Origin of the sequence: Amycolatopsis sp. AA4 (assembly GCF_002796545.1) — a bacterium.
Classification (GTDB): Bacteria; Actinomycetota; Actinomycetes; order Mycobacteriales; family Pseudonocardiaceae; genus Amycolatopsis.
This window is the reverse complement of the sequence record NZ_CP024894.1, coordinates 2,923,713-2,949,171: the sequence shown is the minus strand read 5'-3', so window position 1 is coordinate 2,949,171 and position 25,459 is coordinate 2,923,713. Positions and strand designations below refer to the sequence as shown.

30 protein-coding genes are annotated in these 25,459 nt (G+C 69.8%); 17 read left to right on the top strand and 13 right to left on the bottom strand.

All coding sequences use genetic code 11. The annotated features are described in order from the left end of the window. Window positions 1–68 precede the first annotated feature (68 nt). The gene (locus CU254_RS43000; RefSeq protein ID WP_158688024.1) at window positions 69–242 is read left to right on the top strand and encodes a hypothetical protein; all 174 of its coding nucleotides are present in this window, start codon (window positions 69–71) and stop codon (window positions 240–242) included. A 106-nt stretch (window positions 243–348) separates the two neighbouring features. Here CU254_RS43000 and CU254_RS13900 read toward each other — a convergent pair whose 3' ends face one another. Beyond that, a complete protein-coding gene (locus CU254_RS13900) occupies window positions 349–771 on the bottom strand; it encodes a PPOX class F420-dependent oxidoreductase (RefSeq protein WP_009076657.1) in 423 nt (140 codons plus the stop codon). A gap of 228 nt (window positions 772–999) precedes the next feature. Between CU254_RS13900 and CU254_RS13895 the strand changes: the two genes are divergently transcribed. Further along, window positions 1,000–2,211, top strand: a complete 1,212-nt coding sequence (locus CU254_RS13895) for an IS110 family transposase (protein WP_009076656.1) — start codon at window positions 1,000–1,002, stop codon at window positions 2,209–2,211. On the opposite strand, the gene CU254_RS13890 is transcribed toward CU254_RS13895, so the two are convergent. Then, window positions 2,110–3,435 (bottom strand): MFS transporter, encoded by a 1,326-nt coding sequence (locus CU254_RS13890; RefSeq protein WP_009076654.1) that lies wholly within the window; start codon window positions 3,433–3,435, stop codon window positions 2,110–2,112. The two genes, CU254_RS13895 and CU254_RS13890, sit on opposite strands and share 102 nt — an antisense overlap. Before the next feature lie 84 nt (window positions 3,436–3,519). On the opposite strand from CU254_RS13890, the gene CU254_RS13885 reads away from it, so the two are divergent. The 3 genes from CU254_RS13885 (at window position 3,520) to CU254_RS13870 (ending at window position 7,145) form a co-directional block, all read left to right on the top strand. After that, window positions 3,520–4,470, top strand: a complete 951-nt coding sequence (locus CU254_RS13885) for a LysR family transcriptional regulator (RefSeq protein ID WP_009076653.1) — start codon at window positions 3,520–3,522, stop codon at window positions 4,468–4,470. Between the two features lie 794 nt (window positions 4,471–5,264). Continuing rightward, window positions 5,265–5,783, top strand: a complete 519-nt coding sequence (locus tag CU254_RS13875) for a lytic polysaccharide monooxygenase auxiliary activity family 9 protein (RefSeq protein ID WP_009076652.1) — start codon at window positions 5,265–5,267, stop codon at window positions 5,781–5,783. Between the two features lie 189 nt (window positions 5,784–5,972). Then, window positions 5,973–7,145 (top strand): glycoside hydrolase family 64 protein, encoded by a 1,173-nt coding sequence (locus CU254_RS13870; RefSeq protein ID WP_009076651.1) that lies wholly within the window; start codon window positions 5,973–5,975, stop codon window positions 7,143–7,145. Window positions 7,146–7,185: 40 nt separating this feature from the next. On the opposite strand, the gene CU254_RS44625 is transcribed toward CU254_RS13870, so the two are convergent. Both CU254_RS44625 and CU254_RS13865 read right to left on the bottom strand, forming a co-directional pair. Then, on the bottom strand, window positions 7,186–7,314 hold the full coding sequence (locus CU254_RS44625; protein WP_255409869.1) for a hypothetical protein: 129 nt from the start codon (window positions 7,312–7,314) through the stop codon (window positions 7,186–7,188). Next, window positions 7,311–7,946 (bottom strand): TetR/AcrR family transcriptional regulator, encoded by a 636-nt coding sequence (locus CU254_RS13865; RefSeq protein ID WP_037713580.1) that lies wholly within the window; start codon window positions 7,944–7,946, stop codon window positions 7,311–7,313. The genes CU254_RS44625 and CU254_RS13865 overlap by 4 nt, the downstream gene beginning before the upstream one ends. A gap of 80 nt (window positions 7,947–8,026) precedes the next feature. Here CU254_RS13865 and CU254_RS13860 point away from each other — a divergent pair, with 80 nt between their 5' ends. After that, a complete protein-coding gene (locus CU254_RS13860; protein WP_009076649.1) occupies window positions 8,027–8,920 on the top strand; it encodes an NAD(P)H-binding protein in 894 nt (297 codons plus the stop codon). Between the two features lie 469 nt (window positions 8,921–9,389). On the opposite strand, the gene CU254_RS13855 is transcribed toward CU254_RS13860, so the two are convergent. Next, window positions 9,390–10,127 carry a TetR family transcriptional regulator gene (locus CU254_RS13855; RefSeq protein ID WP_037713578.1) on the bottom strand — a complete coding sequence of 246 codons (738 nt, stop codon included), beginning with the start codon at window positions 10,125–10,127 and terminating at the stop codon, window positions 9,390–9,392. A gap of 88 nt (window positions 10,128–10,215) precedes the next feature. Here CU254_RS13855 and CU254_RS13850 point away from each other — a divergent pair, with 88 nt between their 5' ends. Then, a complete protein-coding gene (locus CU254_RS13850) occupies window positions 10,216–10,671 on the top strand; it encodes a hypothetical protein (protein WP_009076646.1) in 456 nt (151 codons plus the stop codon). A 746-nt stretch (window positions 10,672–11,417) separates the two neighbouring features. Here CU254_RS13850 and CU254_RS13845 read toward each other — a convergent pair. The 3 genes from CU254_RS13845 to CU254_RS13835 all read right to left on the bottom strand — a co-directional run bounded on the left by CU254_RS13845 (window position 11,418) and on the right by CU254_RS13835 (window position 13,691). Next, the gene (locus CU254_RS13845; protein ID WP_199785903.1) at window positions 11,418–11,786 is read right to left on the bottom strand and encodes a hypothetical protein; all 369 of its coding nucleotides are present in this window, start codon (window positions 11,784–11,786) and stop codon (window positions 11,418–11,420) included. Window positions 11,787–11,838: 52 nt separating this feature from the next. Beyond that, a complete protein-coding gene (locus CU254_RS13840) occupies window positions 11,839–12,753 on the bottom strand; it encodes a hypothetical protein (protein ID WP_199785902.1) in 915 nt (304 codons plus the stop codon). A gap of 71 nt (window positions 12,754–12,824) precedes the next feature. Beyond that, complete coding sequence (locus tag CU254_RS13835) at window positions 12,825–13,691, bottom strand: DMT family transporter (RefSeq protein ID WP_100267056.1); 867 nt, start codon at window positions 13,689–13,691, stop codon at window positions 12,825–12,827. 69 nt (window positions 13,692–13,760) lie between these two features. Here CU254_RS13835 and CU254_RS13830 point away from each other — a divergent pair, with 69 nt between their 5' ends. From CU254_RS13830 to CU254_RS44100, 4 genes are all read left to right on the top strand, one after another. Next, the gene (locus CU254_RS13830) at window positions 13,761–14,648 is read left to right on the top strand and encodes a LysR family transcriptional regulator (RefSeq protein ID WP_009076640.1); all 888 of its coding nucleotides are present in this window, start codon (window positions 13,761–13,763) and stop codon (window positions 14,646–14,648) included. A gap of 274 nt (window positions 14,649–14,922) precedes the next feature. Then, window positions 14,923–15,390 (top strand): HNH endonuclease, encoded by a 468-nt coding sequence (locus CU254_RS13825; RefSeq protein WP_037713571.1) that lies wholly within the window; start codon window positions 14,923–14,925, stop codon window positions 15,388–15,390. Window positions 15,391–15,412: 22 nt separating this feature from the next. Continuing rightward, window positions 15,413–15,865 carry a hypothetical protein gene (locus CU254_RS44105; RefSeq protein WP_050788173.1) on the top strand — a complete coding sequence of 151 codons (453 nt, stop codon included), beginning with the start codon at window positions 15,413–15,415 and terminating at the stop codon, window positions 15,863–15,865. After that, on the top strand, window positions 15,820–16,512 hold the full coding sequence (locus CU254_RS44100) for a helix-turn-helix domain-containing protein (protein WP_050788172.1): 693 nt from the start codon (window positions 15,820–15,822) through the stop codon (window positions 16,510–16,512). Before CU254_RS44105 ends, CU254_RS44100 begins: the two co-directional genes overlap by 46 nt. A 167-nt stretch (window positions 16,513–16,679) precedes the next feature. Here the strand turns inward: CU254_RS44100 and CU254_RS13815 are convergent, their stop codons facing one another. The 3 genes from CU254_RS13815 to CU254_RS13810 all read right to left on the bottom strand — a co-directional run bounded on the left by CU254_RS13815 (window position 16,680) and on the right by CU254_RS13810 (window position 18,170). Continuing rightward, entirely contained in the window at window positions 16,680–17,633 is a 954-nt protein-coding gene (locus CU254_RS13815; protein ID WP_037713569.1) for an alpha/beta hydrolase, read from the bottom strand. Window positions 17,634–17,751: 118 nt separating this feature from the next. Beyond that, window positions 17,752–17,895, bottom strand: a complete 144-nt coding sequence (locus CU254_RS43635) for a hypothetical protein (protein ID WP_199785901.1) — start codon at window positions 17,893–17,895, stop codon at window positions 17,752–17,754. Beyond that, on the bottom strand, window positions 17,892–18,170 hold the full coding sequence (locus tag CU254_RS13810) for a hypothetical protein (RefSeq protein WP_037713567.1): 279 nt from the start codon (window positions 18,168–18,170) through the stop codon (window positions 17,892–17,894). The genes CU254_RS43635 and CU254_RS13810 overlap by 4 nt, the downstream gene beginning before the upstream one ends. A gap of 67 nt (window positions 18,171–18,237) precedes the next feature. On the opposite strand from CU254_RS13810, the gene CU254_RS13805 reads away from it, so the two are divergent. The 4 genes from CU254_RS13805 to CU254_RS13790 all read left to right on the top strand — a co-directional run bounded on the left by CU254_RS13805 (window position 18,238) and on the right by CU254_RS13790 (window position 22,633). Further along, on the top strand, window positions 18,238–18,873 hold the full coding sequence (locus tag CU254_RS13805; protein ID WP_037713565.1) for a TetR/AcrR family transcriptional regulator: 636 nt from the start codon (window positions 18,238–18,240) through the stop codon (window positions 18,871–18,873). A 62-nt stretch (window positions 18,874–18,935) separates the two neighbouring features. Then, window positions 18,936–19,376, top strand: a complete 441-nt coding sequence (locus CU254_RS13800) for a Fur family transcriptional regulator (RefSeq protein WP_009076633.1) — start codon at window positions 18,936–18,938, stop codon at window positions 19,374–19,376. Further along, a complete protein-coding gene (locus CU254_RS13795) occupies window positions 19,373–20,899 on the top strand; it encodes a catalase (RefSeq protein WP_009076632.1) in 1,527 nt (508 codons plus the stop codon). Before CU254_RS13800 ends, CU254_RS13795 begins: the two co-directional genes overlap by 4 nt. A gap of 114 nt (window positions 20,900–21,013) precedes the next feature. Continuing rightward, a complete protein-coding gene (locus CU254_RS13790) occupies window positions 21,014–22,633 on the top strand; it encodes an ABC-F family ATP-binding cassette domain-containing protein (protein WP_009076631.1) in 1,620 nt (539 codons plus the stop codon). On the opposite strand, the gene CU254_RS13785 is transcribed toward CU254_RS13790, so the two are convergent. Continuing rightward, the gene (locus tag CU254_RS13785; protein ID WP_009076629.1) at window positions 22,630–23,136 is read right to left on the bottom strand and encodes a putative immunity protein; all 507 of its coding nucleotides are present in this window, start codon (window positions 23,134–23,136) and stop codon (window positions 22,630–22,632) included. The two genes, CU254_RS13790 and CU254_RS13785, sit on opposite strands and share 4 nt — an antisense overlap. 61 nt (window positions 23,137–23,197) lie before the next feature. Here CU254_RS13785 and CU254_RS13780 point away from each other — a divergent pair, with 61 nt between their 5' ends. Continuing rightward, entirely contained in the window at window positions 23,198–23,503 is a 306-nt protein-coding gene (locus CU254_RS13780; protein WP_050788171.1) for a hypothetical protein, read from the top strand. A gap of 4 nt (window positions 23,504–23,507) precedes the next feature. Here CU254_RS13780 and CU254_RS13775 read toward each other — a convergent pair whose 3' ends face one another. Then, window positions 23,508–24,560: a YeiH family protein gene (locus CU254_RS13775; RefSeq protein WP_050788170.1), complete on the bottom strand. Its 1,053-nt coding sequence runs from the start codon at window positions 24,558–24,560 to the stop codon at window positions 23,508–23,510. A gap of 96 nt (window positions 24,561–24,656) precedes the next feature. On the opposite strand from CU254_RS13775, the gene CU254_RS13770 reads away from it, so the two are divergent. Then, a complete protein-coding gene (locus CU254_RS13770; RefSeq protein WP_009076626.1) occupies window positions 24,657–25,433 on the top strand; it encodes a GntR family transcriptional regulator in 777 nt (258 codons plus the stop codon). Window positions 25,434–25,459: the final 26 nt, after the last annotated feature.

Sequence of the window (25,459 nt, the reverse complement as noted above, 5' to 3'; positions counted from 1 at the left end):
CCGCGTCTCCCCTCGCTGCCCGGGGGTGAAGTCCAGAACTTCACGCTCCGAAGCGAGGAGCCCTTCCCGTGGACACTCTTGACCCCGTCTCGATGCTGCGCCGGATCACCGCGCTGACCGAGGCCGCACTCGCCGACCTCGCCCAGGCCCGCACACCGGCCGCCGTCGCCGCCGTGCGCCGTTCCGTGCTCGGCAAATCCAGTCCGCTCGCCGCCGTGCGCCGCGAACTCGGCCGCCCGTAAGCAACTCGGCCTGGCGCTTTCCCAAGCAAACCAGCGCATTACCGCGGCACTGGAGGAAAGCTCGTCGCGGAAACCGCGCTGGAGCCCCCGCTCGACCCGCCGAAACTCAGCCGAGACCGGATTGGGCGATGACGTGCGCGATGCCGATCCGCACCGCGGTGAATCCACCGTGGACAAACGATTCCGCGAGGTCCACTGCGGACTGACCGGGGTAGTAACGTTCGGCGATTCCCGCCGCCACCCGCCTGATCTGGTCCGGCTCGGCAGAGATCCGGGCCTGTCCTTCGACGGTCACGAAGCTGTACGGCTGCCGCTCGTCGCTGACGCAGACCGCCACCCGTCCGTCCCGCGCAAGGCTTTTGCCTTTGACACTCCCCGGTGACAGGGCGAAGGCGAGTTCGTCTCCGTCGAGGACGAAACAAATCGGGGTGACGTGCGGACGCCCGTCCGCCCGCGCGAGAGCAAGGTGGGCAAGTCTGGTTCCCTCGGCAAGGAAAGCGCGCCATTCGGTGTCGGTCATGGTTGTCATCGGTCTGTTCCCTAAGTTTGTGGGTGTCTGGGGTTGGTGCCCTGGATGCCCGGGGCGGTGGGGTGTAGCTGATCGGTTGTTGCCTGTTGTCGAGGCTCGAAAGGACTGGCTGCCCCGCCGTGCTGGACGCTCCGTTCGCTGATTGAGAGCTGTTGCGGGTCGTCGCTGTTTAGGGATCTGTCGGCGGGGTTGTCCACGGGCGTGACCTGCAATGACAGGAGTGGATGGGTGGCGATTCGCCTTGAGGTCTGGGTCGGGATCGATGTCGGCAAATCGATGCATCACGCGTGTGCGATCGACACCGACGGGAAGGTGCTGTTCAGTCAGAAACTCGGGAATGATCAGCGCGCGATCGAGCAGTTGATCGCTCGTGCCAGTGCGGCCGCTCAGCGGGCGCAGTGGGCGATCGATTTGACGAGTCCGATGGCGTTGCTGCTGATCACGGCGCTGCTGGCTGCCGACCAGTCGGTGACCTATGTGCCGGGCCGGGTCGTGAACACGATGACCCACGGATTCCGAGGCGAAGGAAAAACCGACGCCAAAGACGCTCGGGTGATCGCCGAAACCGCCCGGCTGCGAAGGGATCTGACCGAGGTCACGATGCCCGATGAGCTGGCGGTCTCGCTGACCCAGCTGACCAGCTACCGCGCCGACCTGATGTCGGACTGGGTGGCCGGGATCAACCGGCTGCGGGCGCTGCTGGGCTCGATCTTCCCCGCTCTGGAGGCCGCGTTCGACTACTCCAACCGAACCCCGCTGATCCTGGTCGCCGGGATGTGCACCCCCGCCGAGATCCGCACCGCCGGAATCGGCGGTGTCACAACCCATCTCACCGACAACAAGGCATGGGGTCCGGCGATCGGCAAGACCGCCGCGACCGCGGTCGCCGCCGCCGACGCCCAGGACCTGGTGCTGCCCGGCGAAGCCGATGCCGCGATGCTCGTCAAACGCATCGCCCGCAAGCTGCTCGACCTCGACCGCGAGATCAAAGACACCGACAAGCTGATCACCGCCCGATTCCGGCGACATCCGTGGGCGAGGATCATCGAGTCCCTGCCCGGCATGGGCCCTGGACTGGGCGCCGAATTTCTCGCCAGCACCGGCGGTGACCTGGCGACCTTCGCGACCGCCGGCCGCTTGGCGTCCTATGCCGGATTGGTGCCGGTGCCACGCGACTCCGGTCGTGTCAGCGGAAACCTGCGCCGTCCCAAACGCTACAACCGACGCCTGCGCAGGGTCTTCTACATGGCCGCCCTGTCCAGCCTGCGCACGCAAGGCCCGTCCAGGCGGTTCTACGACAAGAAGCGCGCCGAACGACTCATCCATACCCAAGCCCTCCTAGCGCTGGCCCGGCGACTCGTCGACGTGCTCTGGGCACTGCTGCGCGACGGCCGCGAATTCACCCTCGACACACCGAATCCGGTCACTGTTGCGGCTTGACACGGTCATTGAGAGTCCTTTCTCGGCGAGCTGACCAGCCTGCTGCTCGCGAAGACGTACCGCGACGGACTGCTGGGCAAGGAAAAGCAGAATTCCGGCAGCGAAAGCCACGACGCTCAGCCAAGTTCGGCCAGCCTGCTGCAGCAACGCCGTGCCAAGCACCGGTCCGAGCACCGCGCCAAGACTCCACGCACTCGACGCGACACCCAGGTACCGGCTGCGCAGATCTGGCGGCGCGAGAGCCGCGAACGTCGCACCGAACTGGACCGCCAGTCCGATTTGCCCAAGGCTGACAACGAGGATCGCAATGGCGTAGCCAGCAATGCTTTGGCTCACGGCGGCCAAACCGCCGCCAAGCCCCACCAGCAACATCGAGGTCGCGAGCACCGACCCCCGGTCGCGATTCGCCAGCACCGCGACAGCCAACGGTTGCAGGACAACGATGGCGACCCCGTTGAGCGCAAGCACACCGCCGTACGTCGCGGAACTGAACTGCTGCGCGGTCATCAGCAACGGCAAAGTCGCGAAAGCCAGCATTAGCAAGGTAAAGCAGCCGACATGAATCAGCGTCATGGTGATCATCAAACGGTCCACCCGCAACACCGGCAGCAGCGCGCGTCTCTGGCGACTCGCACCCGAGCGGGTTTCCGGCACCGCAGCCACCACGATCAACGCCGCTACGAGCATCGCGACCGCGTTCAACCAGAACAGCAGCCCGTAGCCGTGACTCGCCAGTACCCCGGCAACCGTTGCGGCGACGGCGTATCCGAGATTCGCCGCCCAATAAAGCAGACTGTACGCCCGCACCCGCTGCTCCGGCGGAAGATCCGCCACCGCCGCCGATCCCGCCGGCCGGAAGAGCCCGCCAGCGAGTCCGTAGCCCACCGCCGTGGCCCAGATGACCGGCGTCGCTTCGGCGGATCCCAAGGCAACCAAGGCGATCGCCGTCCCGAGAAACCCGAGCAGCATCGTCCTCCGCCGCCCGACCCGGTCCCCGAGCCAGCCGCCGAGCAACTGCGACCCGAAGTCGCCGATGCCGATCGCGGCCACCACGGCCCCCGCCGCGGTCGGAGACATCCGCTGTTCCTGCGTCAGATACAGCACCAGCATCGGCGACACGAACGCCCCGCCCCGGGCGACGAGGTGGCACGCCCCCAGTGCCCACGCTAGCGACGGCAACCTGCGAGCCGAAGTTCTCTCCGCGGTGATCGTTGCGACTGTCATGCCAATGACGCTAAGAGTGCCGGAAGTTTAAGAAAAGCGATTGTTTACGATGATATCCATCGCGATCTGTAATACTCTGGATTCATGGCCGACCTGGACCTGCGACAACTCACGACCCTGCTCGCGGTCGCCGAGGAGGGCACGTTCTCCCGGGCAGCGACCCGGCTGGGCTACACGCAATCGAGCGTGAGCCAGCACATCGCAGCCTTGGAACGCTCCGTCGGCGGCGCGGTCTTCGACCGGCCGGGCGGCCCGCGCCCCGTGCGGATCACTCCCCTTGGCGCCGTGGTACTCGAACACGGCCGGGAGGTCCTGGCGAAGGCCAACGCCCTGACCCAAGCGGTCGATCGGTTCAAGGCAGGCGAAGGCCGCATCGACGTCGGCACCCTGCAGAGCGTCTCGCACGCGATCCTGCCGACAGTGCTGCGCCGGCTCCGCGAGGAGCACCCGCGCTGCGAGATCCGCCTCTCGGAACCCGACGAACCTCGGCTGGGCGAACTGGACCTGCTGTTTTACGACGGCCTGATCAGCGACGACACGGAACATGTCCGGCTGATGGAAGACCCGTACCTGGCAGTCGCCCGGCCCGGCACCCTGCCGTCCGGCCCGGTGCCCGCGCGGGAACTGGACGGCAAACCCATGGTTGCCTGGCCGTCGACCTGCGACCAGCCCAGACTGGAGCAATCCCTCGCGGCCGCCGGCGCGCACCCGCGCATCGTGTTCCGCTCCGCGGGCAGCGAAACGATCCTGTCGATGGTGCGCGCCGGAATGGGACTGGCCGTCCTGCCCTGGCTGGCGATCCACCAGGTCGTCTGCCGCGACTGCGGCGCGATCCACGGCCCGGAGGGATGGCCGGATCTGCAGGTGCACGACCTCGACCCGACCCCGGCGCGCTCGATCTACCTGCACTGGCCGCGCGGCCGCGGCGAGGAGTCCCCGCTTGCCGCGCGAACCATCGAGGTGGCGGTGGAAGTGGCGCGGGAGTTGGCTGGGCAGGCCCCGGCTGCTCGGGGTTCCGTGCCCTCAGCTGAATGACCCCTCGGCCATCGCTGCACCCGCCACCAGCACCGCAGACCCGACCCGGTGGATCGAAGACGCTCCCTCGATCCCCGATCACCGCCGAATTGCCCTGGTCAAGCCGCCGTCGCGTCCACCGTGACCTCTATGCTCCCGCCCAGCGCCTTCGAGTACGGGCAAGTCTGGTGCGCGGCCAGCTCGTCAGCGGTCGTCCTCGTCGTGGTGCAGCATCACATCCGCTGACTGTCTCCCGGCAGTCCTGAGGTTCAGCACCCGACCTAGCCGGAATTCTCGCCCCCGGCCAGCCGAACGCAAGCTCGCCGCGCCTCGAAACACAAACCGCCCCGCAAACACGCCAACCACCCAGTTGAGCATTCCCCGTCGATTCCTTTCAACCCTCCGGAAGTCGGGGATCGCGAAGGCCGGGCAAAAACGCTGCACCGGACCGCCTCTCCCGGCCGCTTTCCGTGCGCCCGCGCAGCTTCACACTGTCCACTATAGACAGTACAGGGCGGAGGAAATCACGCTGGGTGGCCATGATCCGCGCTTCGCCACCCGACCGGCGCAATCCCCGGAAACCCGTCCGGCAAGCACCACAAGAGACAGTGGTCCTGCCTGACAACGTTGACTGATAACCGCGGCTCCGCCTTTCTTTGCCAGCTGTTGACCTTTCCCGAACCCCGGGCGTATGGTCTAGACCAAGAAGCCCACCCCCTTCGCTCGACACCCCGTGCGGGCCGGCTCCCGGAAAGCCGGCGCGTCGCTTTGTCGTACCCGCACCAGGAAACGAGCATTCCCCGAAGGAGCTGTTCATGAAAGCGAACCGGAAACTCGTCGCGGCCGCCGTCGGCACGGCGATCGCGCCGGTGCTCGTGCTGCTCAGCCCGGCAGGCATCGCCAGCGCGCACGGGTACGTCAACGCGCCGGCGAGCCGGCAGGCCCAGTGCGCGCAGGGCGTCGTGTCCTGCGGCCAGATCAAGTGGGAACCGCAGAGCGTCGAAGGGCCGAAGGGGCTGCACAGCTGCAGCGGCGGCAACGCCCAGTTCGCCGAACTGAACGACAACAACAAGGGCTGGAAGGCGACGCCGGTCGGCTCGTCGGTGGCCTTCACCTGGAAGTTCACCGCCCGGCACCGCACTTCCAACTACGAGTACTGGATCGGCAACGACAAGATCGCCACCGTGGACGGCGGCGGCCAGCAGCCCCCGGCGACGGTCACCCACAACGTGAACCTCAAGGGGCACACCGGAAGGCAGACGGTGCTCGCCGTCTGGAACATCGCGGACACCGCGAACGCCTTCTACGCCTGCATCGACCTGCAGGTGAGCTGACCCGAAAGTCCACATCGGACACTGAGGCACGGGCCGTGGCGGCGGCCCGTGCCTCAGTGCGCGTCCGGAGCGTTCCGCCGGAAATGACAAAACCAGCCAATTTCCCGCGCACTCGTTGACCCGCTTTCCCGGCCGTGACTAGCGTGCCGGTCACCGGAAAAAGGGTACGACTCCAGGAGGCGGTTTTCCTTGATTTCCCGGCGGGCATTCCTCTGCGCATCCGCGGCAGCCGCGACATTTCCACTCTGGAATACCGCGTTCGCCTCCGCGACCACTCCCGACACCGCGAAGGTCGCTTTCGACGACCAGTCCGGCGCCAGCCAGACCTACGCGTACCTCACCGGCACCACGCTGGACAACCGGCTCGTCATCCTGAAAGCCGACGGCACGCCGTATTATCCGCCGTCCCCGGGCAGCGACCACACGCCGCTCGGCGAGGACTGCGCGATCCCGCTGAAGTCGCTTTCCCAGGTCACCGTCCCGAAAATGTACGCGGCCCGGATCTATGTCGCGCTCGACAGCAAACTGGACTTTTTCGTCAACCAGGGCCCGGCGCTCGTGCACCCGAGCTTCCTCGCCGCCGACGACCCGAACTACAACCGGAACTGGTCGTTCTGCGAATTCACCTTCAACAACGACGTGCTGTTCGCCAACATCAGCTACGTCGACTTCGTCGCGATCCCGCTCGGCCTGCATCTCACCACGACCGGCTCCGGCGACCAGACCGTCCCCGGCCTCCCGGCCCGCTCGCTCGACCCGATCTGCGCCGCGCTCAACGCCCAGGGCGGCAAATGGGGCACGCTCATCGAAACCGGCGACGACGGAAAGCCTTTGCGCGCCCTGTCCGCGCATTACCGTGCCGACCAATTCGGCGGATACCTCGACGGCTACCTCGACGAGGTCTGGCAGAAATACACCAGCGAAACGCTCACCGTCGACACCCAGGTACCCGGCCTCGGCGCGTTCACCGGCCAGGTCGGCGCGGACGGCGTCCTCGCCTTCAACAACGGCGAACGCTTCGCCAAACCAGCCACACCGGACGTGTGGAGCTGCGACAGCGGCCCGTTCGCCATCAAACAAGGCGACAGCGACGCCCGCAAAGCGATCATCCCCCGGCTAGCGGCGGCCTTGAACCGCACCACCCTGCGCGACAACCCGAAACAGCCGACCGGCGAGGACCCGGCGAGGTTCTACCAAAACCCGGAAACCAACCACTACGCGCGCATCGTGCACAGCAAACTTCCGGACAATCGCGGCTACGCCTTCCCCTACGACGACGTCTCCCCCGGCCCCGATTTCAGCGGCGCTGTGCAGGCAGGCGACCCGGACACTCTGACCATCACCGTGAACGCCTTGCGCTGAGCCAAACCCGTGCTGCGGTCCACTTCGGACCGCAGCACTGTCATCCGGTGAGATCGCCTTCCTCGCGCGGAATCCGCACCTTCGCGCGAACCTGGCTCCTCCCCTCGATCCTCGCGCACGAGGCCTCGAGGTACTCCAGATCCAGTTCCTCAGTACCGGCGATCTTCATCCTCGCTGTCCCAACGCCGCCGCAACGACAAGCCGAATCGATTCCAGCTCAACGTTTTCCACCGTCGCCTCCGCCCCGGGCATTTCCTCGATCGCGGGCTCGGCCTTCAACAACACTCGAAACACTCGCGGCAGCACAGTCCGTCCGACAAGATCCTCCGCGAGCGCCGCCGCCTCTGGATCGTCCATTTTATACTGCGCGGCCAGATACTCGGCGAGCCGCGCGTACATCACCGCGAACATCGCTTCGTAGTACGCCTTCGCGCTGTCCGGCAACCGCTCGGCAGCCGAAATGCACAGTCGGCACGTCCGGGCCTGCGATTCCCAGGTCAGCAACTGCTGGAACCGCCCGCAGAACAACGCGACCGCCTCGGCCGGGTCGTCCGCGTAGGCGTCCGGGGTCATCAGCTTGCCGAGGTACAGCTCGCGGACCAGGTCGAGCACCGCGAGGAACAGCTTGTCCTTGCTCTCGAAGTGCGCGTACAGCGACCGCTTCGAGGTCCCCGCGCTGGCCGCGACCGCGTCCATCGACGCGCGCTCGAATCCGGTCTCGAGGAACACGTTCTTCGCCGCCAGCAGGATGTGCTTGCGCAACTCCGCACCCCGAAGCTGCGAACCGCCTTCACGCGCCATCCTTGCCTCCGCCAAAAGTAAACGGTACGGTAGAGTTTACTTCTTCCTCCACCTGTTCGACAGTCTCCTGGAGTGCCCGCATGATCGTCGTCACCGCCCCCACCGGAAACATCGGCAGCCGCGTCCTCGCCGAGGTCGCCGACGGTGCGCGCCCCGTCCGCGCGATTGTCCGCGATCCCGCGAAACTGCCCGCTGACCTGCGTGAACGCGTCGAAGTCCACGCGGGTTCGCACAGCGATCCGGACGTACTCGCCCGCGCCTTCGACGGCGCGGACACCGTGTTCTGGCTAGTCCCGCCCGACCGTCAAGCCCCCAGCCCCGACGAGGCCTACTCCGGTTTCGCGCGCCCCGCCGTCGAGGCCATCCGCACCCACGGCGTCCGCCGAGTGGTGTCGATCAGCGCGCTGGGCCGCGGCACCGCCTCCGCCGCACGGGCCGGACACGTCACCGCGACGCTGGCGATGGACGACCTCATCGCCGCCACCGGCGTCGCCTTCCGCGCGGTAGCGTGTCCGACCTTTATGGACAACCTGCTGCGCCAAACTTCGGCCATCAAACACCAAGGCGCGTTCTACGACGTCCTGCCTCCGGACTACGCCGCGCCCACCGCCTGCACCCGCGACATCGCCGGGGTCGCTTCCCGGCTGCTGCTGGATCCTTTGTGGACCGGCCGCGACGAGGTGCCCGTGCTGGGCCCGGAAGACCTTTCGCCCGACCAGGAAGCCGAGATCATGAGCGAGGTGCTCGGGATTTCGGTTAAGTACCAGCAAATCCCCGTCTCGGCGCTCGGTGCCCAAGTCCTCGCGAACGGGCTTTCCGAGGCGATGGCACAGTCCATGATGGACATGGCGACCGCGAAACTGAACCATCTGGACGAAGGCGTTGTCCGCACTCCGCACCATGCCACGGAGACGCCGACGACCTTCCGGCAGTGGTGCGAGGAAGTCCTCAAACCCGAGGTGGCCAAGTCCTGACCCGGCCGGAGCGCCGGGGCCTGCCCTCGGCGCTCCCCCGCCCGGCATGTGCACCGGCGCCTTGCCTGGCACTGAGCCGCCGTTGCACCGGACAGCCCGTCCTCCGCATCAGGCCGCCGCCGCCGTCACGGCCGCCGATGGGCGTCGGCTCGCTGCTTCGAAGCCGCTTAGCCAGGTCGCCCCTACGCTCCAGCCGAGAACCGCCGCGTGCAAGATCCATTCTCGTGGTCAGTCGCCACCTCGCCGAACGACCGCCCCAGACCCGCCGATGCCCGCGCACCGCAGCCAATCCCAGGATCCGGTCACCCCGGGGCCCGCCTCCGCCGATCCCGGTCATGCTGCACCCCACCCGGTGCCGCACCCGTTCCCTGGAACCGGGCTGCTCCGGCAGCCCTGAACAGCCCGGCGTACCAGCCACGATCGGACCCAATGGCACTCAGTGCACTTCACTTGCCGATCGGCAAGCACCTCACCGGGACTCGGCCTCCCGCAGCGCAGCGCCGATCCGGGTCACGACCTCGTGCAACGGCGTCGCAGTGCTGAGCACCGCCACCACCGTGCCCGGCTCCGCGTCGGCCGATGGCTTGCCGCCGGACGTCCGGAACGCGTCCGCGACCAGGGTGAACGCCTCCGTCGCCGCGGCCTCGATGTCGTCGCGGCCGCCGCTGCGGAGCCAGCGGCGCAGGACGTGGTTGTTGGCCGCCGCGATCGCCGCCGCGGCCACTGCGGCACGGAGCGTCGCCGCCTCGTCGCCAGCAGCGGCGAAGCGGTCCTGGAGGTAGCGAGCGAGAACGCGCTGGTACCGGTCGACGGTCGCGACTTCCTTGTCCCGCAACGACGGCACCGTGCGGGTGAGGGTGAACCGCTTGAGCGAGACGTCCAGCTCCGCGGCGTAGGACTCCAGCACGAGCGACACCGCCGCGGTCGCCACCTCGATCGGGTCGCGCGCCGGGTCGGCGGTCTGGAAGACCTGCTCCATCTCGGCGACGATCTCGTCGTGGTTGGCGAAGAGAACGTCGTCCTTGCTGTCGAAGTACCGGAAAAACGTCCGCCGCCCGACGCCCGCCGCCGCGGCGATGTCGTCGATGGTCGTCGCCTCGTACCCGTTGGCGGCGAACAGGTCCACGGCCGCCGTGGCGAGCGCGCGACGCAACTGCCGCCGCCCGGCCGGCGTGGCCCCGACCCGGGTGCGCGGCGTCTCGGTCATTCCCGGAACGGTAGCAGCCCGGCTTGCTAGTGGCACTGAGTGCCGTTAGCATGGGTCGGCACCCCCTTGCGAGCGGAAGGCGTCGACGATGACTCTCGACCAGCAACTGCGGCCCGACCACCACACCGGCCCAGACCCGGCAGACGCGTACTACGGCGGGGTGTTCGGCTGGTCCGTCCGACGGCAAGGCGCGCGGCTGTTCCTCGCCCTGGAAAACGGCCTGTGCGCGGTCACCCTCCCGAAACTCACCTCGGGCCCCGTGCGCCACCACCTGTCCGCCCTGGGCTGCGAAGGCCCGTCCCTGATCCTCCCGACCCAGCACGGCCCGCGCCTGGCAATCCTCGCCGAAACCGACGGCGAACTCCTCCTGCGAGGCACCCTGCCGGCAGACGTCACCGTCCTGGACAGCGGCGCGCTCCTCCCCCTGCCGACCGGTCAGCAGGCCCCCGGATTGGGCCCGGAATGGCTGACCGCGCCGGACCCGAGGCAGCGGTGGCTGCCGAGCGTGAGCGCAGTCCTGGCCGGAGTACGCCAGCGCCCCTGACCCGACGCTCGTACAGGTTCCGAATGCGGTGAAGCCGCCCGCCCTCGGCCGCTTCCCTTTGACTGCACCGGCTCTCGCGAGGCAACCGCGCCTGGCTAGAAGTCCGTGAGGGCCACCTTCACGGACTCTGATTCCGTCAGGGTTCCCCTCACGACCTTCCGCAGCCCGTGAGGGGTCCCTTCACTGACGCAGGTTCCGGCAAAGAGTCCTCCGCAGTTCTCGCACGCGGAGCCGTGCTCAACCCTCGCCCTCCGCGATGCACCCAATGTGGCATTGGGTGCATCCCACGCACCCAATGCCCCATTGGAGTTCTCTCAGTCGCGGATTGCCCGGTTGGCGAGCACACGCGCAGAGGCCACCCGCCGAGTTCGCTGCGGCGGCTCCCGTACGCGACGCGAAGCACGCTTCTCTCCAGGGAAAGCCATCCCGCACCCGGCCCGTCGCGGCAGGCACCCCGCGCACCCCACCCCAACGCGCCAAGCCCCCGCGCACCGACCGCGCCGCCGACCCCTAACCCAGCAACCCCCACCCTGCGTCCCCAAGAAACCCGCAGCCTCCGCACCCAACCCATCCAGGCACCCACACTCCCCCGCCCCCGATACACAGCCGAAAACACGGCGCTGGGGTGCTTGTCAAGGCATCTTTCCCGCCTTGACAAGCACCCCAGCGCCGTAGTCACACTCAAAAATCGGGGTGCCCAAGCAACCATCAAAAACGGCAATGTCGCCGCCAGGCGACGAGCCGACTCACACCAAAACCCCACCCAACACAGCCGAAGCCCCGGCAACCATCCCGTCCACCTCGCCCATCAACCGCTCGATCTCCCCCCACCACCGCGCATCCCGCCCCGGATCCGGAATCAACGACGTCCCCACCAGCAGCAGCAACGTATCCACCTCATAAGCCCGATCCGCCAACCGCAGCAACGGCACCGGATCCCCACCGACCTCCGCCGCCGCGAACCGGCAAGCCGCGTGCCCCAGTTCCCGGCACACCGTCCGCAACCGGCCCCGCACCTCGTCCGCCCGGGGGTCCGCCCGCGGGCCGCCGGTCCGGATGTTCCACGCCACCGAAAGCAGACAGCGTCCGGCATCGTCCATCGACGTGTTCGTCACCGGGCGAGTCTGGAAGCACCCTCCCCGCCGCGGGTGACCCGACACGCACGGCTCACCGCATCGAGTGAAGCAACCGCACGGTCGCGTCGAGCGGCAGCCGGTCGTCCGCGGCGCGCGCGAGGAAGTCCTTGATCCGCTGGCCGTCCGGCGTCAGCGATTCGACGTCGTTGACCTCCGCGCTCGCCGCTTCCAGCGTGCCCAGCCCGGCGCTGTGGTGCGCGTCCCGGACCGCGTTCCGCAGCACCGCCAGCTCCGCCGCCGACGGGCCTCGCTTCTCCGCCCGCAACCGCTCCACGATCCGGCGCACCTGCGGCGAATGCGCGGCCAACGCCTGCCGTCCGGCGAACGACGCGACCATCCGCGGCGTCGCCCGCGTCTCGGCTGGCGGCGGGGGCATCTCGACTGCCTCGCCGACCACCCGCAGGCTCTCCAAAGCCGCGGCCCGCCGGCGTTCGCTCTCGCGCACGCGCGCGAGCGGATCCTTCCGCCGGGACGACGCGATCGAACGAGCCTCGGCCCTCGCCCGCTCCCCCGCGTCGGTCAGCCGGGAACGCCGTCGGTACGTGCCCTCGTCGGCGGCCTGCTTGCGCCGGTTCGCGAGCCAAGCCTCGAAGGTCTGCCCGCGCCGCGGCGGCTCGCGCACCTCGGTCAGGTCCGCGGCGGACTCGTCGGCGAACCAGGCCTTCATCCGCGAGCGCAGGAAGTCGCCCGGTTTCTCGCCCGCCCGGCGCGGCCGCTGCCGCGTGCCGTCCGGCAGCGCGCTCATCGCGATCAGCAGCGCGTCCGGGCAGTACCCGTTGGAGTACCAGAACTCCAGCTGCCGCTCGACGTCGTCGCGTTCTTCCCGGGTCAGCCGCTCGGACACCCAGCCCATGCGGCGGACCAGCACCCCGGTCGCCTGGGCGCGTTCGCGCGCGTCGGCGGGCACGACCGTCGACGGCCACTCCTGATCCGCGATCCGCACCATGCCCACACCTCCCTGCCAACGACTAGCCACGACTTGCCAACGCCGCCTACGTTATCCCGCCCCACCGACAATTACGCGGCCCGCCGCAGCACCGCCGCCGTGTTCGCCGCCACGATCACGCCGATCGCCGCCCACGCGACGACGTCCAGCCGCTGGTCCAGCACCACGAGCCCGACGAGCGCGGCCATCACCGGGTTGACGCTCATGAACGCCCCGAAGAACTGCGCCGGCACCCGCCGCAACGCCACCAGGTCGACGAGAAACGGCACCGCCGACGACAACAGGCCAGCGGTAAGCGCAGCGACCAGGGCACCGGGCGTCGGCGGGTGCTGCAGCATCGCGAACACCCCGATCGGCACGTACAGCAGACCGGACACCCCGGCCGCGGCGGCCGAACCCGCGGCCCCGGGCAAGCGGCGGCCGACGGTCCGGTTCAGCAGGATGTAGCAGGCCCAGCACAGCGCGGCGACCAGCGCGAGCCCGATCCCGAGGTAGTCGGTGCTCGGCTGCGGCCGCATCAGCGCGCCGACCGCGACCGCGGCGGCCACCGCGCACCCCAGGTCCGTCCTCCGCCGCGAACCGGCCAGCGCGATCGCCAGCGGGCCGAGGAATTCGAGCGTCACGGCCAGTCCGAGGCCGATCCGGTCGATCGCGGTGTAGAGCGAGAGGTTCATCGTCGCGAACACGGCGGCCAGGCCGAGCACCGGCCACCACTGGCGCGCGGTGAAGGTCCGCAGCCGCGGCCGTCCGACCGCCAGCAGCACCACCGCCGCGACCCACTGGCGAACCGCCACCACGCCCGGCGGGCCGAGCACCGGGAAGGCGAGCGCCGCGGTCGCCGCGCCGACCTGGTTCGACAGGGCGCTTCCGAGCAGCATCGCGGCACCGGTCGCCCGGGCGTTGTCGCGAGTTCGCGAAGCCAGTTCCGTAGTCGCCATGCGGTCGAGCATGCGTCCGGCCGATCCATGCGCAAAATGCATTGACCGCATCAGCGATACGCTGGACGCATGGATCTGGAGCTGCGTCAGCTGCGCTGCCTCGTGACGATCGTGGACGCGGGCTCGTTCACCGACGCCGCGCTCGAACTCGGCGTCTCCCAGGCGGCCGTCTCCCGGAATCTGGCGTCGCTGGAACGGGTTCTCGGCGTGCAACTGCTCCACCGCACCAGCCGGAGCCTCGAGCCGACGACCGCTGGCGTCCAGGTCCTCGCCCGTGCCCGGCATCTGCTCGCCGAGGCCGACGATCTCGTTCGCGAAGCGACGACCGGGCACACGCGGCTGCGCATCGGCCACGCGTGGTCGGCCATGGGCAGGCACACCGCGGAGTTCCAGCGTCGGTGGGCCGCGCGGTACCCGGACGTCGAACTCCTGCTGGTGCGCGCCAACACCGCGACCGCCGGGCTGGCGGAAGGGCTCGTCGATCTGGCCGTGGTGCGGCATCAAATACCGTCGGGCAAGTTCGCGCACGCGACGGTCGGCCACGAGGACCGCTACTGCGCAATGGCTATCGACGACCCGCTCGTCCGCCGCCGCACCGTCACGCTCGCCGATCTCGCGTCGCGGCTGCTGGTGGTCGATCCGCGCACTGGCACCACTTCCGCCGAGTTGTGGCCGCCGGAAGCGCGCCCGCGGATCGAGCCGACGCACGATGTCGACGACTGGCTCGCCACCATCACCACCGGCCGCTGCGTCGGCGTCACGCCGCATTCGACAGTGACGCAATATCGCCGCGACGGAATTGTGTACCGCCGGGTCCGCGACGCCCCGCCGGTGCCGGTGCAGCTCGCCTGGCGCGCCCACGATCCGCATCCGGCCACGCACGCCGCGGTGGCCTTGCTGGGCGAGCTTTACCGCACCCCGCCGAAGCGGGAAACCGTTTCCGCGCGCCCGCGATAGTCCACTGTGGATCTTGAAACCGGGAGCGATCATTTTCCGTTGACGCGGCGGCGCGGGGCGACAATGATGAAGACGACGAAGAAGCCATCGAGCCACGAAAGGATCCACGGAATGCCGCGTCGCACCGAATGCATGCCCCTGTCGGGCATTCCCGGCTCCGCGCCATGACGTGGCCCGCCACACCGTGAGCGAGGAGCCGCCCGCCGGACTGCCGGCCGGGCGGCTTTTGCGTTCACGGCCCGTAACGACTTGCCGAAAGGAGGTGCCCGTCGCCATGGGAGTCCTGGTTCTCAACGCCGGCTACGAGCCCCTGCACACCGTCTCGCTCCCCCATGCCATCCGGATGCTGGTCCGCCAGGTCGCGGTCGTCCACGAAAGCGACGGGCCGGACCTCGGCGTCTTCCCGCGGCCGAAGGTGGTGCGGCTGCTGCGCTACGTCGTGATGAAGTGGCGCTATTCCGGACCGCCGCGCTGGTCGCGTTCCGGCGTCCTGCGGCGCGACCGGCACACGTGCGCCTACTGCGGACGCAAGGCCACCACGGTCGACCACATCACGCCGGTTTCGCGCGGCGGCGCGCGCACGAGCTGGCTCAACACCGTCGCGGCCTGCGGAGGGTCGGCGCGCAGCTGCAACGCGCGCAAGGCCGACCGCACGCCCGCGGAAGCCGGGCTGACGCTGCGCTTCCCGCCGCGCGTCCCGCGGTGGGAGGAGCTGCATCCGCTGGCCGGACTGTCCACATGAGACTGGCGGTAGGCTGGAAGCCGTGAAGGGCTTGCTGCTGCGGTTGTCGGCGGTCGATTCCGGCGCGGAAACGGCGGTGCGCGTCATCGCGTATTTCGACGAGCTGATCGCGCGCCGGGCGACGCTGCCGGATCTGCTGCGCGCCACGGCTTTTCTCGCGGAATGCGTCGCCGGGATTCGCCATGCCGACGGAACCGTGCTTCGGTACCGGCCGACCGGCGAACCCGGCGGCGACGGCCCGACGCCGCCCGGCGCGGTCGTGGCGGACCTCGACGGCGCCGGGCGGGTCTGGCTGGAACGCGCGGGCGAGCCGGGCCCGCTCGACGACCTGGTGCTCGAACGGCTCGCGATCTCGGCGAAGGTGCTCAATCCGGTCGAACCGCCGCCCTCCGCCGCACCGCATCTCGCCGATCCGGCGCTGGTCGAACTGTGCTGGGCGAGCAGGCAGCGGACGAGGACCGCACGCGGGCATTGACCCTGCTCGGCCTGGACACCGCACGCCCGTTGCGGGTGGTGGCGGTCGCTTCGGGGGCCGGTCGGGACGCCGGGGCGGACGCAGTCGCGCTCGTCGCCCGCGGCAAGCCGCTCGGTGCGCGGGTCGCGGTGGTCGGCGGGGTGGCCGCGGTGGTGTTGCAGCCGCGGGAGGGCCCGGATTCGGTCGTTCCGACGCTGAGCGAGACGTTGGCGCTGCGGGGCCGCACCCTTCCGGATGCCGTCCGGATCGGCGTCGGCGACGCGGTCGACGGTCTGGCGGCTCGGACCTCGTGGCTGCAAGCCCGCCTGGCCACCCGGTTCGCGGCGAAGTCGAGGCCGTTGGTCGTGCACGAGGACCTCGGCGCGGTGACGTTGCTGGCGGAGCTCCCAGTGGAGCAATTGCGCGCGCAGCCGGACGTGCTGGCGTTGAACGCGCTCGCCGCGAGCGGTGATCTCGAAACGCTGGAAGCCTTCTGCCGCACCGGTTCCCTGCGCCAAGCGGCGGTCGCGCTGCACCGGCACCACAGCTCGGTGGCGGCGCGGCTGGCGCACGTGGAGGACGCGCTGGGATGGTCGCTGGACGACCCGGCAGGACGTTTCCGGGCGCGGCTGGCGTTGGTGGCCCGGCGATTGGCGGAGTCTGCTTGACGGGCGCGGGGGCGCCCCCGTTTTCCACTCTATCGGCCTCCACCGACAACTCCGCCGCCGTCAGCCGAGCTGTCCACAGCGAACGGGAGTTGTGGAAGCGCGCCGGAATCAACCTGACACAGGCGATTCCGGCCGCAACCCCGGCAAGCCGAAACGACCGCCCGGTCTCAGGCCTCCTCGACCCCCACCACCCGAGCCAGCACCGCCCGGCGTTCCGCGGCTTCCCGCCGGCTCACCGTCGCGTGCCGGATCGACGCGGAGCCGTGGAAAGTTCCCGGGAACAAATGCAGTTCCGTAGGCACGCCCGCCGCCAAAAGGGCTTGTGCGTAAGCGATTCCCTCGTCGCGCAACGGGTCGAACTCCATCACCGACACGTACGCGGGCGGCAAGCCCGAGAGATCAGTCGCCCGGGCCGGCGCCGCGTAAATCGAGACGTCCGAACCGCCGCGGCGGCCCGGGCCGCCGAGGTAGTAGTCCCAGCTCGCCTCGGCCGCCCGCAGGTGCCACATCGGAGTGTCCGCGAACCGGCGCATGCTGCCGCTCTCCAGGCGGTCGTCCAGTTCCGGCACGGCGAGGAACTGGAACGCGATCGCCGGGCCGCCCCGGTCGCGGGCCAGCAACGCCAGCGCCGCGGCCAGCCCGCCGCCCGCGCTCACGCCGTACAGCACCACCTTTTCCGGGTCGACCCCCAGTTCGTCCGCGTGCTTGACCGACCATTCGAGCGCCGCGTAGCAGTCCTCCAGCCCGGCGGGATACGGGTTCTCCGGGGCGAGCCGGTACTCGACCGACACGATCACCACCCCGAGATCCCTCGCCAGCTCGACGTTGGCCGCGTGGTCGATCTGCAGGTCGCCGAGCGCGAAACCGCCGCCGTGGATGTCGAAGACCAACGCCTTCGTCGCGACGCGGTCGGGAGTGTAAATGCGAATCGGCACATCCGGCGCGCCCTCGGGGCCGGGCACGGACTCGTCGCGCGTGCGCACGCCGGATTCGTCCACGTCGCCTTGCATCGAGGCGACCAGTTCGGCCATGCCCGCCCGGCAGGCTTCGACGTCGAGGAAGTCGAACTCGGGCAGCATCGGGATCGCGGCGGCGATTTCGGGATCGAACGGATAACTCATCGACGGCCTCCGTCTTCCAGGTGAAGACCCCATCGTGCCGAAATCCCGGCCCCGGCAGGCACCGCCACGTGTCGCGTACCCCGCCTCGGCACCCCGCCGAATGGCGGCGCAACCGCGCTCAGCGCCCCACTTTCTTCCAGATCACCACGATCCCGACAACAGCCACCAGCACCGCCCCCAGCACGATCAGCCCCTTCACGAACAGATCGTGCACGAGGTGCCGCAGCATCTCGTCCCCGTCGGCGAGCAGCGCCGCGTTCACCGGCCGGACCGCTTCCGACCCGGGTCCTCGTCCAGCCACCGCGCGGCCTGGCGCACGACCTCGCCGCCGACCCGCCCGCGCATTCCCCGCGCGTCGCGCCGGTCCATCGCCTTCGCTGCGGATTTCGCCAGCATCGCCGCGCCTTCCCGGACGCGCTCGCCCTTGCCCCGCCGCCGCAGCGAAACGATCAGCGCGAACCCGGCCAGCCCGACCACCACGACGATCGCGGCGATGATGCCGAACCGGATCAGCAGGATGTTCAGCACCGTCTCCACGGCGCACCCCTTTCTGTCACACCTGTGATACAAAACGGTTCTATCACGGCTGTGATATAAAAGTCCAGTGCCTAGAGTGGTGGACGGGGAAGAGCGGCGGGCGCACATCGCCGACGCGGTGTTGCGGCTGGCTGCGAAGGGCGGATTGCACGCGGTCTCGCTGCGCGCGGTAGCCGCGGAGGCGGGCCTGAACATCGGCTCGGTGCGGCATTACTTCGACAGCCAGCACGAGCTGATGCGGTTCGCGATGCGCACCACGATCGACCGGACGACCGCGCGGCTCGTCGAGCGCCGGGAGAAGATCGGTTCGCTCTCGGAACTGTCGCCGGACGAGGCCGTCGACCAGCTCGCCGAGTTCCTCTCCGAACTGCTGCCGCTGGACGAGCGGCGGCGCACCGAGGTGACCGTGCTGGTCGAATTCCTCCTGGCCGCGCGCGCCGATCCGGGCCTGGACGACCTGGCCCGGGAAGCGGTCCAGGGCACCGTGACGCTGGCGCGGCGCCTCCTCGACGCCCAGGCCCGCAGCGGCCGGTTCGAGCCGAAGGACCCGGACGTCGAAGCCCCCCGGCTGGCCGCCCTTCTGGACGGGATCGCGTTCCGCGCCGTGCTGCAACCGGAACTCACCTCGCCGGAGGAATGCGTCGCCATCCTCCGCACGCATCTCGCCGAACTCCTCCGACGCGTGGGTGACACCCAGGTGTGAGCGGCGCGGAGACCGGGTAACCGGCGGAACTGGAGCGGTTCCAGATCCCGGGGAGGACTCCGATGCCGGACTCGGCGGCGACCCTGCGGGCCGCGGGCCTGCGCGTCACCAAGCCGCGGCAAGCCGTGCTCGGCTGGCTCGGCGAGCACCCGCACGCGACGGTCGAGGCGATCGCGGCGGGCGTGCGCGAAAGCCTGGGCAGCGTGTCGATCCAGGCGGTCTACGACGTGCTCGCCGCGTGCGGCGACGCGGGTCTCGTCCGCCGGATCGAGCTGTCCGGCCATCCGGCGCGGTTCGAACGGCGGACCGGCGACAACCATCACCACGTCGTGTGCCGGCGCTGCGGCCGGGCCGAGGACGTCGACTGCGTCCGCGGCGAGGCCCCCTGCCTCACGCCGCACGACCGGCACGGGTTCGCCGTCGACGAGGCCGAAATCGTCTTCTGGGGCCTGTGCCCGAACTGCTCCGGCGTTTCCGACCACCACGAGGAGCTCGCGAGATGACCGAAGAACCGAAACCCCCGGCGACCACCACGGACGCCGGGATCCCGGCCGAGAGCGACGAGCATTCGCTCACTCTCGGCCCGGGCGGCCCGATCCTGCTGCAGGACCACTACCTGATCGAGCAGATGGCGCAGTTCAACCGGGAACGGGTGCCGGAACGGCAGCCGCACGCGAAGGGCAGCGGCGCGTTCGGGCACTTCGAGGTGACCGCCGACGTCAGCCGCTTCACCAAGGCGGCGGTGTTCCAGCCGGGCGCGAAAACCCCGATGGCCGCCCGGTTCTCGACCGTCGCCGGCGAACGCGGCAGCCCGGACACCTGGCGCGACCCGCGCGGGTTCGCGCTGAAGTTCTACACGCCCGAGGGCAATTACGACCTCGTCGGCAACAACACCCCGGTGTTCTTCATCAAGGACCCGCTGAAATTCCAGCACTTCATCCGCTCGCAGAAACGCCGCGCGGACAGCAACCTTCGCGACCACGACATGCAATGGGACTTCTGGACGCTGTCCCCCGAATCGGCGCACCAGGTCACCTGGCTGATGGGCGACCGCGGCATCCCGCGCACGTGGCGGCACATGAACGGCTACAGCTCGCACACCTACATGTGGGTCAACGCCGCGGGCGAGAAGTTCTGGGTCAAGTACCACTTCAAGACCGACCAGGGCATCGAGTACTTCACCCAGCACGAGGCCGACCAGATGGCCGCGGCGGACACCGACTACCACACCCGCGACCTGTTCGAGGCCATCGCGCGCGGCGACTACCCGAGCTGGACGCTGCACGTCCAGGTGATGCCGTTCGAGGACGCGAAGACCTACCGGTTCAACCCGTTCGACCTGACGAAGGTGTGGCCGCACGGCGACTACCCGCTGATCGAGGTCGGCAAGATGACGCTCGACCGCAACCCGACCGACCACCACGCCGAGATCGAGCAGGCCGCGTTCGAGCCGAACAACCTGGTGCCCGGCATCGGCCCGAGCCCGGACCGGATGCTGCTGGGCCGGCTGTTCGCCTACGCCGACGCGCACCGGTACCGGATCGGCGCGAACTACAAGCAGCTTCCGGTGAACACGCCGGTCGCGCCGGTGCACAGCTACAGCAAGGACGGCGCGATGCGCTACGCCAAGGTCTCCGACCCGGTGTACGCGCCGAACTCCAAGGGCGGCCCGCGCGCCGACACGGAACGCTACGGCACCCCCGCGGGCTGGCACGCCGACGGCGAGATGGTCCGCTCGGCCTACGTCGACCACGCCGAGGACGACGACTGGGGCCAGGCCGGCACGCTCGTGCGCGAGGTGCTGGACGACGCCGCGCGCGAACGGCTGGTGGACAACATCGTCGGCCACCTGCTGAACGGGGTGTCCGAACCGGTGCTGAAGCGGGCCTTCGAGTACTGGCACAACGTGGACAAGGACCTCGGCGACCGCGTCGAGTCCGGCGTGCGCGCGAAGCAGGACGAGAAGGACCCGAAGGCGGCCGAGCAGGCGAACCCGGCCCGGGAAAGCATGCAGCGCAAGGCATAAGGCGACCCCGAGAGCGGCGGTGCCGGTTCGGACCGGCACCGCCGCTTTTGTGTCCTCTGTGGACCGCGGAAAACCGTGCGGCGATTCGGCTCGGTCTGGGTAGAGTGCGCGGGCATGGGGCATTTGGAGGCCGCGCATCTGCGCTACGTGCTGCCCGACGGGCGTCCGCTGCTCGGCGACGTCTCGTTCCGGGTCGGCGAAGGCGCGGTCGTCGCGCTGGTCGGCCCTAACGGCGCGGGCAAGACCACGTTGCTGCGCATGCTGTCGGGAGAGCTGAAGCCGGACGAGGGCGCGGTCACGGTGTCCGGCGGGCTGGGCGTGATGGCGCAGTTCGTCGGGTCGGTGCGCGACGAGCGCACAGTGCGCGATCTGCTGGTTTCGGTTGCCCCGCAACGGGTTCGCGACGCCGCTCGGGCGGTCGACGCGGCTGAGGAGCGGCTGCTGGAGGTCGACGACGAGGCCGCGCAAATGCAGTACGCGCAGGCGCTCAGCGACTGGGCCGAGGCCCGCGGGTACGAGTTCGAGACCGTCTGGGACATGTGCACCACCGAGGCGCTCGGCGTGCCGTTCGACCGCGCGCGCTGGCGGCTCGTGCGCACGCTCAGCGGCGGCGAGCAGAAACGGCTGGTGCTGGAGGCGTTGCTGCGCGGGCCGGACGAGGTGCTGCTGCTGGACGAGCCGGACAACTACCTCGACGTCCCCGGGAAACGCTGGCTCGAAGCCCGGCTGAAGGAAACCCGCAAAACCGTCCTGTTCGTGTCGCACGACCGCGAGCTGCTCGCGCGAGCGGCGGACAAGATCGTGAGCGTCGAACCCGGCGGCGACGGCGCGGACGCCTGGGTGCACGGCGGCAGCTTCCGCACTTACCACGAGGCCCGGCAGGAACGGTTCGCCCGCTACGACGAATTGCGCCGTCGCTGGGACGAGAAGCACGCCCAGCTCAAGCGGCTGGTCCAGGACATGCAGCGGTACGCCGCGCGCAGCGACGAGATGGCCTCGCGGTACAAGGCGGCGCAGACCCGGCTGCGGAAGTTCGAGGAGGCCGGTCCCCCGCCGGAACCGCCTCGGCCGCAGGACATCCGGATGCGGCTGCGCGGCGGCCGCACCGGCGTGCGCGCGGTGACCTGCAAGAACCTCGAACTCACCGGCCTGATGAAGCCGTTCTCGCTGGAGATCTTCTTCGGCGAGCGCGTCGCGGTGCTCGGCTCGAACGGCTCCGGGAAGTCGCACTTCCTGCGGCTGCTCGCGGGCGGCGACGTCGCGCACACCGGCGAGTGGAAGACCGGCGCCCGCGTCGTGCCCGGCCATTTCGCGCAAACGCACGCCCGTCCGGAACTGACCGGCCGCACGCTGGTCGACGTGCTGTGGACGGAACACGCGCGCGACCGCGGCGCGGCGATGTCCGCGCTGCGCCGGTACGAACTCCATCGGCAGGGCGAGCAGGCGTTCGACCGGTTGTCCGGCGGGCAGCAGGCGCGGTTCCAGATCCTGTTGCTGGAACTGGCCGGGACCACCGCGCTGCTGCTGGACGAGCCGACCGACAACCTCGACCTGGAATCGGCCGAGGCGCTGCAGGAGGGGCTGGAATCGTACGAGGGCACGGTGCTCGCGGTCACCCACGACCGCTGGTTCGCGCGTTCCTTCGACCGCTATCTGGTCTTCGGCTCGGACGGCGTGGTGCGCGAAACCCCGGAACCGGTCTGGGACGAGCGGCGGGTGGAGCGGGTCCGCTAGCCCTTGCGCAGCAAGGCATCCAGCTCGCGCACCAGCTCCCCCGCCCGTCCGCGGCCGCCGGGAGCCTCCGGATACCGCGACAACACCCGGACCACCACCGGATCGGCCGCTGGTCGCTGCGCTTCCAGCCCAGCCAGCTCGAACGCATACGCCGCGTGCCCAGCCGGGCCGAGGATGTGCCACACCTGCGTCGCCTTCGCGAGCGGATGCAGAAACGCCGCTCCGGCAGCAGCGACCGCGGCTCGCGCGGCCTCGCTCGCTGCGTGTTGACCGGCGTCGCGGGCTTCCTGATACGCCCGCTGCGCCGCCCAGGCACCGTCGCGAATCGCCTTGCTGCGCTTAGCTCCCTGGGCAAACGCCCGGGCCGCCTCGATCGCCTCGTGCGGGCGTCGGTCGCCGGGGCGGGCTTGTTCGAAGATCGGCAGCGCGGGCTCCGCACAGGCCACCGCGTAAGCCGTGACAGCGCGAAGCTCGGCCAGGTCGAGTTCGATCTCCTCGGTCATGTGCTTGAACTGTATCGTTGAACCGCCGGTTGGCAGTTCAGCACGACTTCCAACAGGAACGATGAGCGAAACCCTCAACCGGGGAAGGACGGCGGTGGACGAGCGGAGGGCGTGGTCCGAAGCCGACAAGGCGGCCTACCGCCGGTTCGTGCGCACCCACCACCCGGACGTCGGCGGCGACCCGGACGAGTTCGCCGCCGGGCTCCGCGAGTTCCGGCGCGGCCCGAAGAACGAAATCGCCGCGGGGACCGAATCGGCCCCACGCGGCGAATCCCTGGTGTTCGTGCGCCGCAGCCGAGCGGTGCCCCGGCTGCTGGCGGCCCTTGCCGAGCGCAGGCGGCGGAAGCGGAATCCGCGCGTGCGCTAGCGCGTCACATCCCGCCGGTCAGCGCCTGCAGCCCGAGGCTGGACGCGGCGACCGCGATCCACAGGATGGCCCCCATCAGCAGCGGCTTGTGGCCGGCCTTGCGCAGGTCGGACGGCTTGAGCGCCAGGCCGATCCCGGCGAGCGCCATGGTGATGAGGAAGGTGCCGAGCGTCGAGAGCGGCGCGTGCCACGAGGCCGGGATCCAGCCCGCGCTTTCCGCCGTGGCGGCGGCCAGGAAGCCGATCAGGAACGGCGGCACCAGACGGTGCCACGGCATGGCGCGCAAGGAAACCCGGCCGCCGGCCTGCTTGCGCGCGGCGAGCACGGCGAGGAACAGCACGATCGGAATCAGCGTGAGCGTGCGAGTGAGCTTCACGACGAGGCCGTACGAGCCGGCGTCGCCGCCGTAGGCGTAGGAGGCCGCGACGACGGAGGACGTGTCGTTCACCGCGGTTCCGGCCCACAGGCCGAACGCGTGCGGAGACATCCCGAGCGCGTGCCCGAGCGGCGGGAACAGCAGGACCGCGGCGACGTTGAAGGTGAAGATCGTGCCGAGCGCGTAAGCGATATTGGCTTCCTTCGGCTTCAGCACCGCGCTGGTCGCCGCGATCGCGGACGCCCCGCAGATGCCGGTGCCGACGCCGATCAGCGTCTGCGTGTCCCCGCGCACGCCGAGCAGCCGGCCGAGCACCCACGCACCGCCGAGCGCGACCGCGAGCGTGCCGAGCATCACCGGCAGCGACTGCCCGCCGACGTGCACCACCTGCTGGATCGACAGTCCCGTGCCCAGCACGACGATCGACAGCTGGAGCACCGGCCGCGACGCGATCGCGTAGCCCGGGCTGAACCGCCAGCCGCGCAGCCCCGGCACGACCGCGCCGGCGACCGCGCCGAGCAGGATCGCGAGCACCGGCCCGCCGACCACCGGAACGAGCTTGCCTCCCGCCGTGGCCACCGCCGCGACCAGCAGCGCGACCGCGAGCCCCGGCACCGGGCGGGCGAGTTTGGCCCGCCACGCCGCTGTCGCGCGCGTCGCTCCGAGCGTCGCGCCGGTCACCGGTTCACTCCTGTGCGCACTCTGGCCTCCTCGCTAATGTACGTACATTTAATCTAAGAGCTGTCCGTACATTTGGCAAGCGGTACTGTTCCCGGCATGGGCGAGGCAGAGCTGGTGCGCACCGGCGGACAGCCCCTGTGGCGGCAGTTGCAGCAGCGGCTGCTGGTGCGCATCCGCGCCGGGGAATTCGACAGCGCGTTCCCCGGGGAGCTCGCGCTCGCCGACGAGTACAGCGTCAGCAGGCAGACCGTCCGGCAGGCGCTGCGGGAACTGCGCGCGGACGGCACGCTCATCGCCGAACGCGGCCGCCAGCCCCGCGTCGCCGCGGCCGCGGAGATCCAGCAGCCGCTCGGCGCGCTCTACAGCCTCTTCGCCGCGGTCGAGGAGGCCGGGCTCGACCAGCACAGCGTCGTGCGCCGGCTCGACATCCGCGCGGACGCGGTGGTCGCCGAACGGCTGTCACTGGAGGGCTCCACTCCCCTGCTGTACCTGGAGCGCGTGCGGCTGGCCGGAAATGACCCGCTCGCCGTCGACCGCGTGTGGCTGCCCGCCGACCTCGCGCGGCCGCTGCTGGACGCGGATTTCCAGCACACCAGCCTGTACGGCGAACTCCACCGCCGCACCGGCGTCCGGCTCGACCACGGCGAGGAGCAGATCCGCGCGGTCGTGCCGACGCGGGCCGAACGCACCCTGCTCGGCTGCGGCGAAACCGTCGGCGCGTTCTCCATCGGACGCCTGGGAACGAGCGCGGGCAAACGGATCGAATGGCGGCACACACTGGTGCGCGGCGACCGCTTCGCGCTGACGGCGGAGTTCTCCGGGCGCACCGGATACCGGTTGGTCACGACGGGGGCACTCGCCGGAACCCGCTGACCCGTCGGGCACCGGGCCGCTACGCT

Excerpts from the sequence above, each read along its gene's own strand:
- CU254_RS13770 (WP_009076626.1), top strand. The coding sequence starts at position 24,657 with ATGGGCGAGGCAGAGCTGGTGCGCACCGGCGGACAGCCCCTGTGGCGG.
- CU254_RS13890 (WP_009076654.1), bottom strand. The coding sequence starts at position 3,435 with ATGACAGTCGCAACGATCACCGCGGAGAGAACTTCGGCTCGCAGGTTG.
- CU254_RS13840 (WP_199785902.1), bottom strand. The coding sequence starts at position 12,753 with ATGGTGCGGATCGCGGATCAGGAGTGGCCGTCGACGGTCGTGCCCGCC.
- CU254_RS13795 (WP_009076632.1), top strand. The coding sequence starts at position 19,373 with ATGACCGAAGAACCGAAACCCCCGGCGACCACCACGGACGCCGGGATC.
- CU254_RS13860 (WP_009076649.1), top strand. The coding sequence starts at position 8,027 with ATGATCGTCGTCACCGCCCCCACCGGAAACATCGGCAGCCGCGTCCTC.
- CU254_RS13800 (WP_009076633.1), top strand. The coding sequence starts at position 18,936 with ATGCCGGACTCGGCGGCGACCCTGCGGGCCGCGGGCCTGCGCGTCACC.
- CU254_RS13790 (WP_009076631.1), top strand. The coding sequence starts at position 21,014 with ATGGGGCATTTGGAGGCCGCGCATCTGCGCTACGTGCTGCCCGACGGG.
- CU254_RS13825 (WP_037713571.1), top strand. The coding sequence starts at position 14,923 with ATGGGAGTCCTGGTTCTCAACGCCGGCTACGAGCCCCTGCACACCGTC.
- CU254_RS13830 (WP_009076640.1), top strand. The coding sequence starts at position 13,761 with ATGGATCTGGAGCTGCGTCAGCTGCGCTGCCTCGTGACGATCGTGGAC.
- CU254_RS13855 (WP_037713578.1), bottom strand. The coding sequence starts at position 10,127 with ATGACCGAGACGCCGCGCACCCGGGTCGGGGCCACGCCGGCCGGGCGG.
- CU254_RS13835 (WP_100267056.1), bottom strand. The coding sequence starts at position 13,691 with ATGGCGACTACGGAACTGGCTTCGCGAACTCGCGACAACGCCCGGGCG.
- CU254_RS44625 (WP_255409869.1), bottom strand. The coding sequence starts at position 7,314 with ATGAAGATCGCCGGTACTGAGGAACTGGATCTGGAGTACCTCGAGGCC.
- CU254_RS13885 (WP_009076653.1), top strand. The coding sequence starts at position 3,520 with ATGGCCGACCTGGACCTGCGACAACTCACGACCCTGCTCGCGGTCGCC.
- CU254_RS13850 (WP_009076646.1), top strand. The coding sequence starts at position 10,216 with ATGACTCTCGACCAGCAACTGCGGCCCGACCACCACACCGGCCCAGAC.
- CU254_RS13815 (WP_037713569.1), bottom strand. The coding sequence starts at position 17,633 with ATGAGTTATCCGTTCGATCCCGAAATCGCCGCCGCGATCCCGATGCTG.
- CU254_RS13785 (WP_009076629.1), bottom strand. The coding sequence starts at position 23,136 with ATGACCGAGGAGATCGAACTCGACCTGGCCGAGCTTCGCGCTGTCACG.
- CU254_RS13875 (WP_009076652.1), top strand. The coding sequence starts at position 5,265 with ATGAAAGCGAACCGGAAACTCGTCGCGGCCGCCGTCGGCACGGCGATC.
- CU254_RS13900 (WP_009076657.1), bottom strand. The coding sequence starts at position 771 with ATGACAACCATGACCGACACCGAATGGCGCGCTTTCCTTGCCGAGGGA.
- CU254_RS13865 (WP_037713580.1), bottom strand. The coding sequence starts at position 7,946 with ATGGCGCGTGAAGGCGGTTCGCAGCTTCGGGGTGCGGAGTTGCGCAAG.
- CU254_RS13780 (WP_050788171.1), top strand. The coding sequence starts at position 23,198 with ATGAGCGAAACCCTCAACCGGGGAAGGACGGCGGTGGACGAGCGGAGG.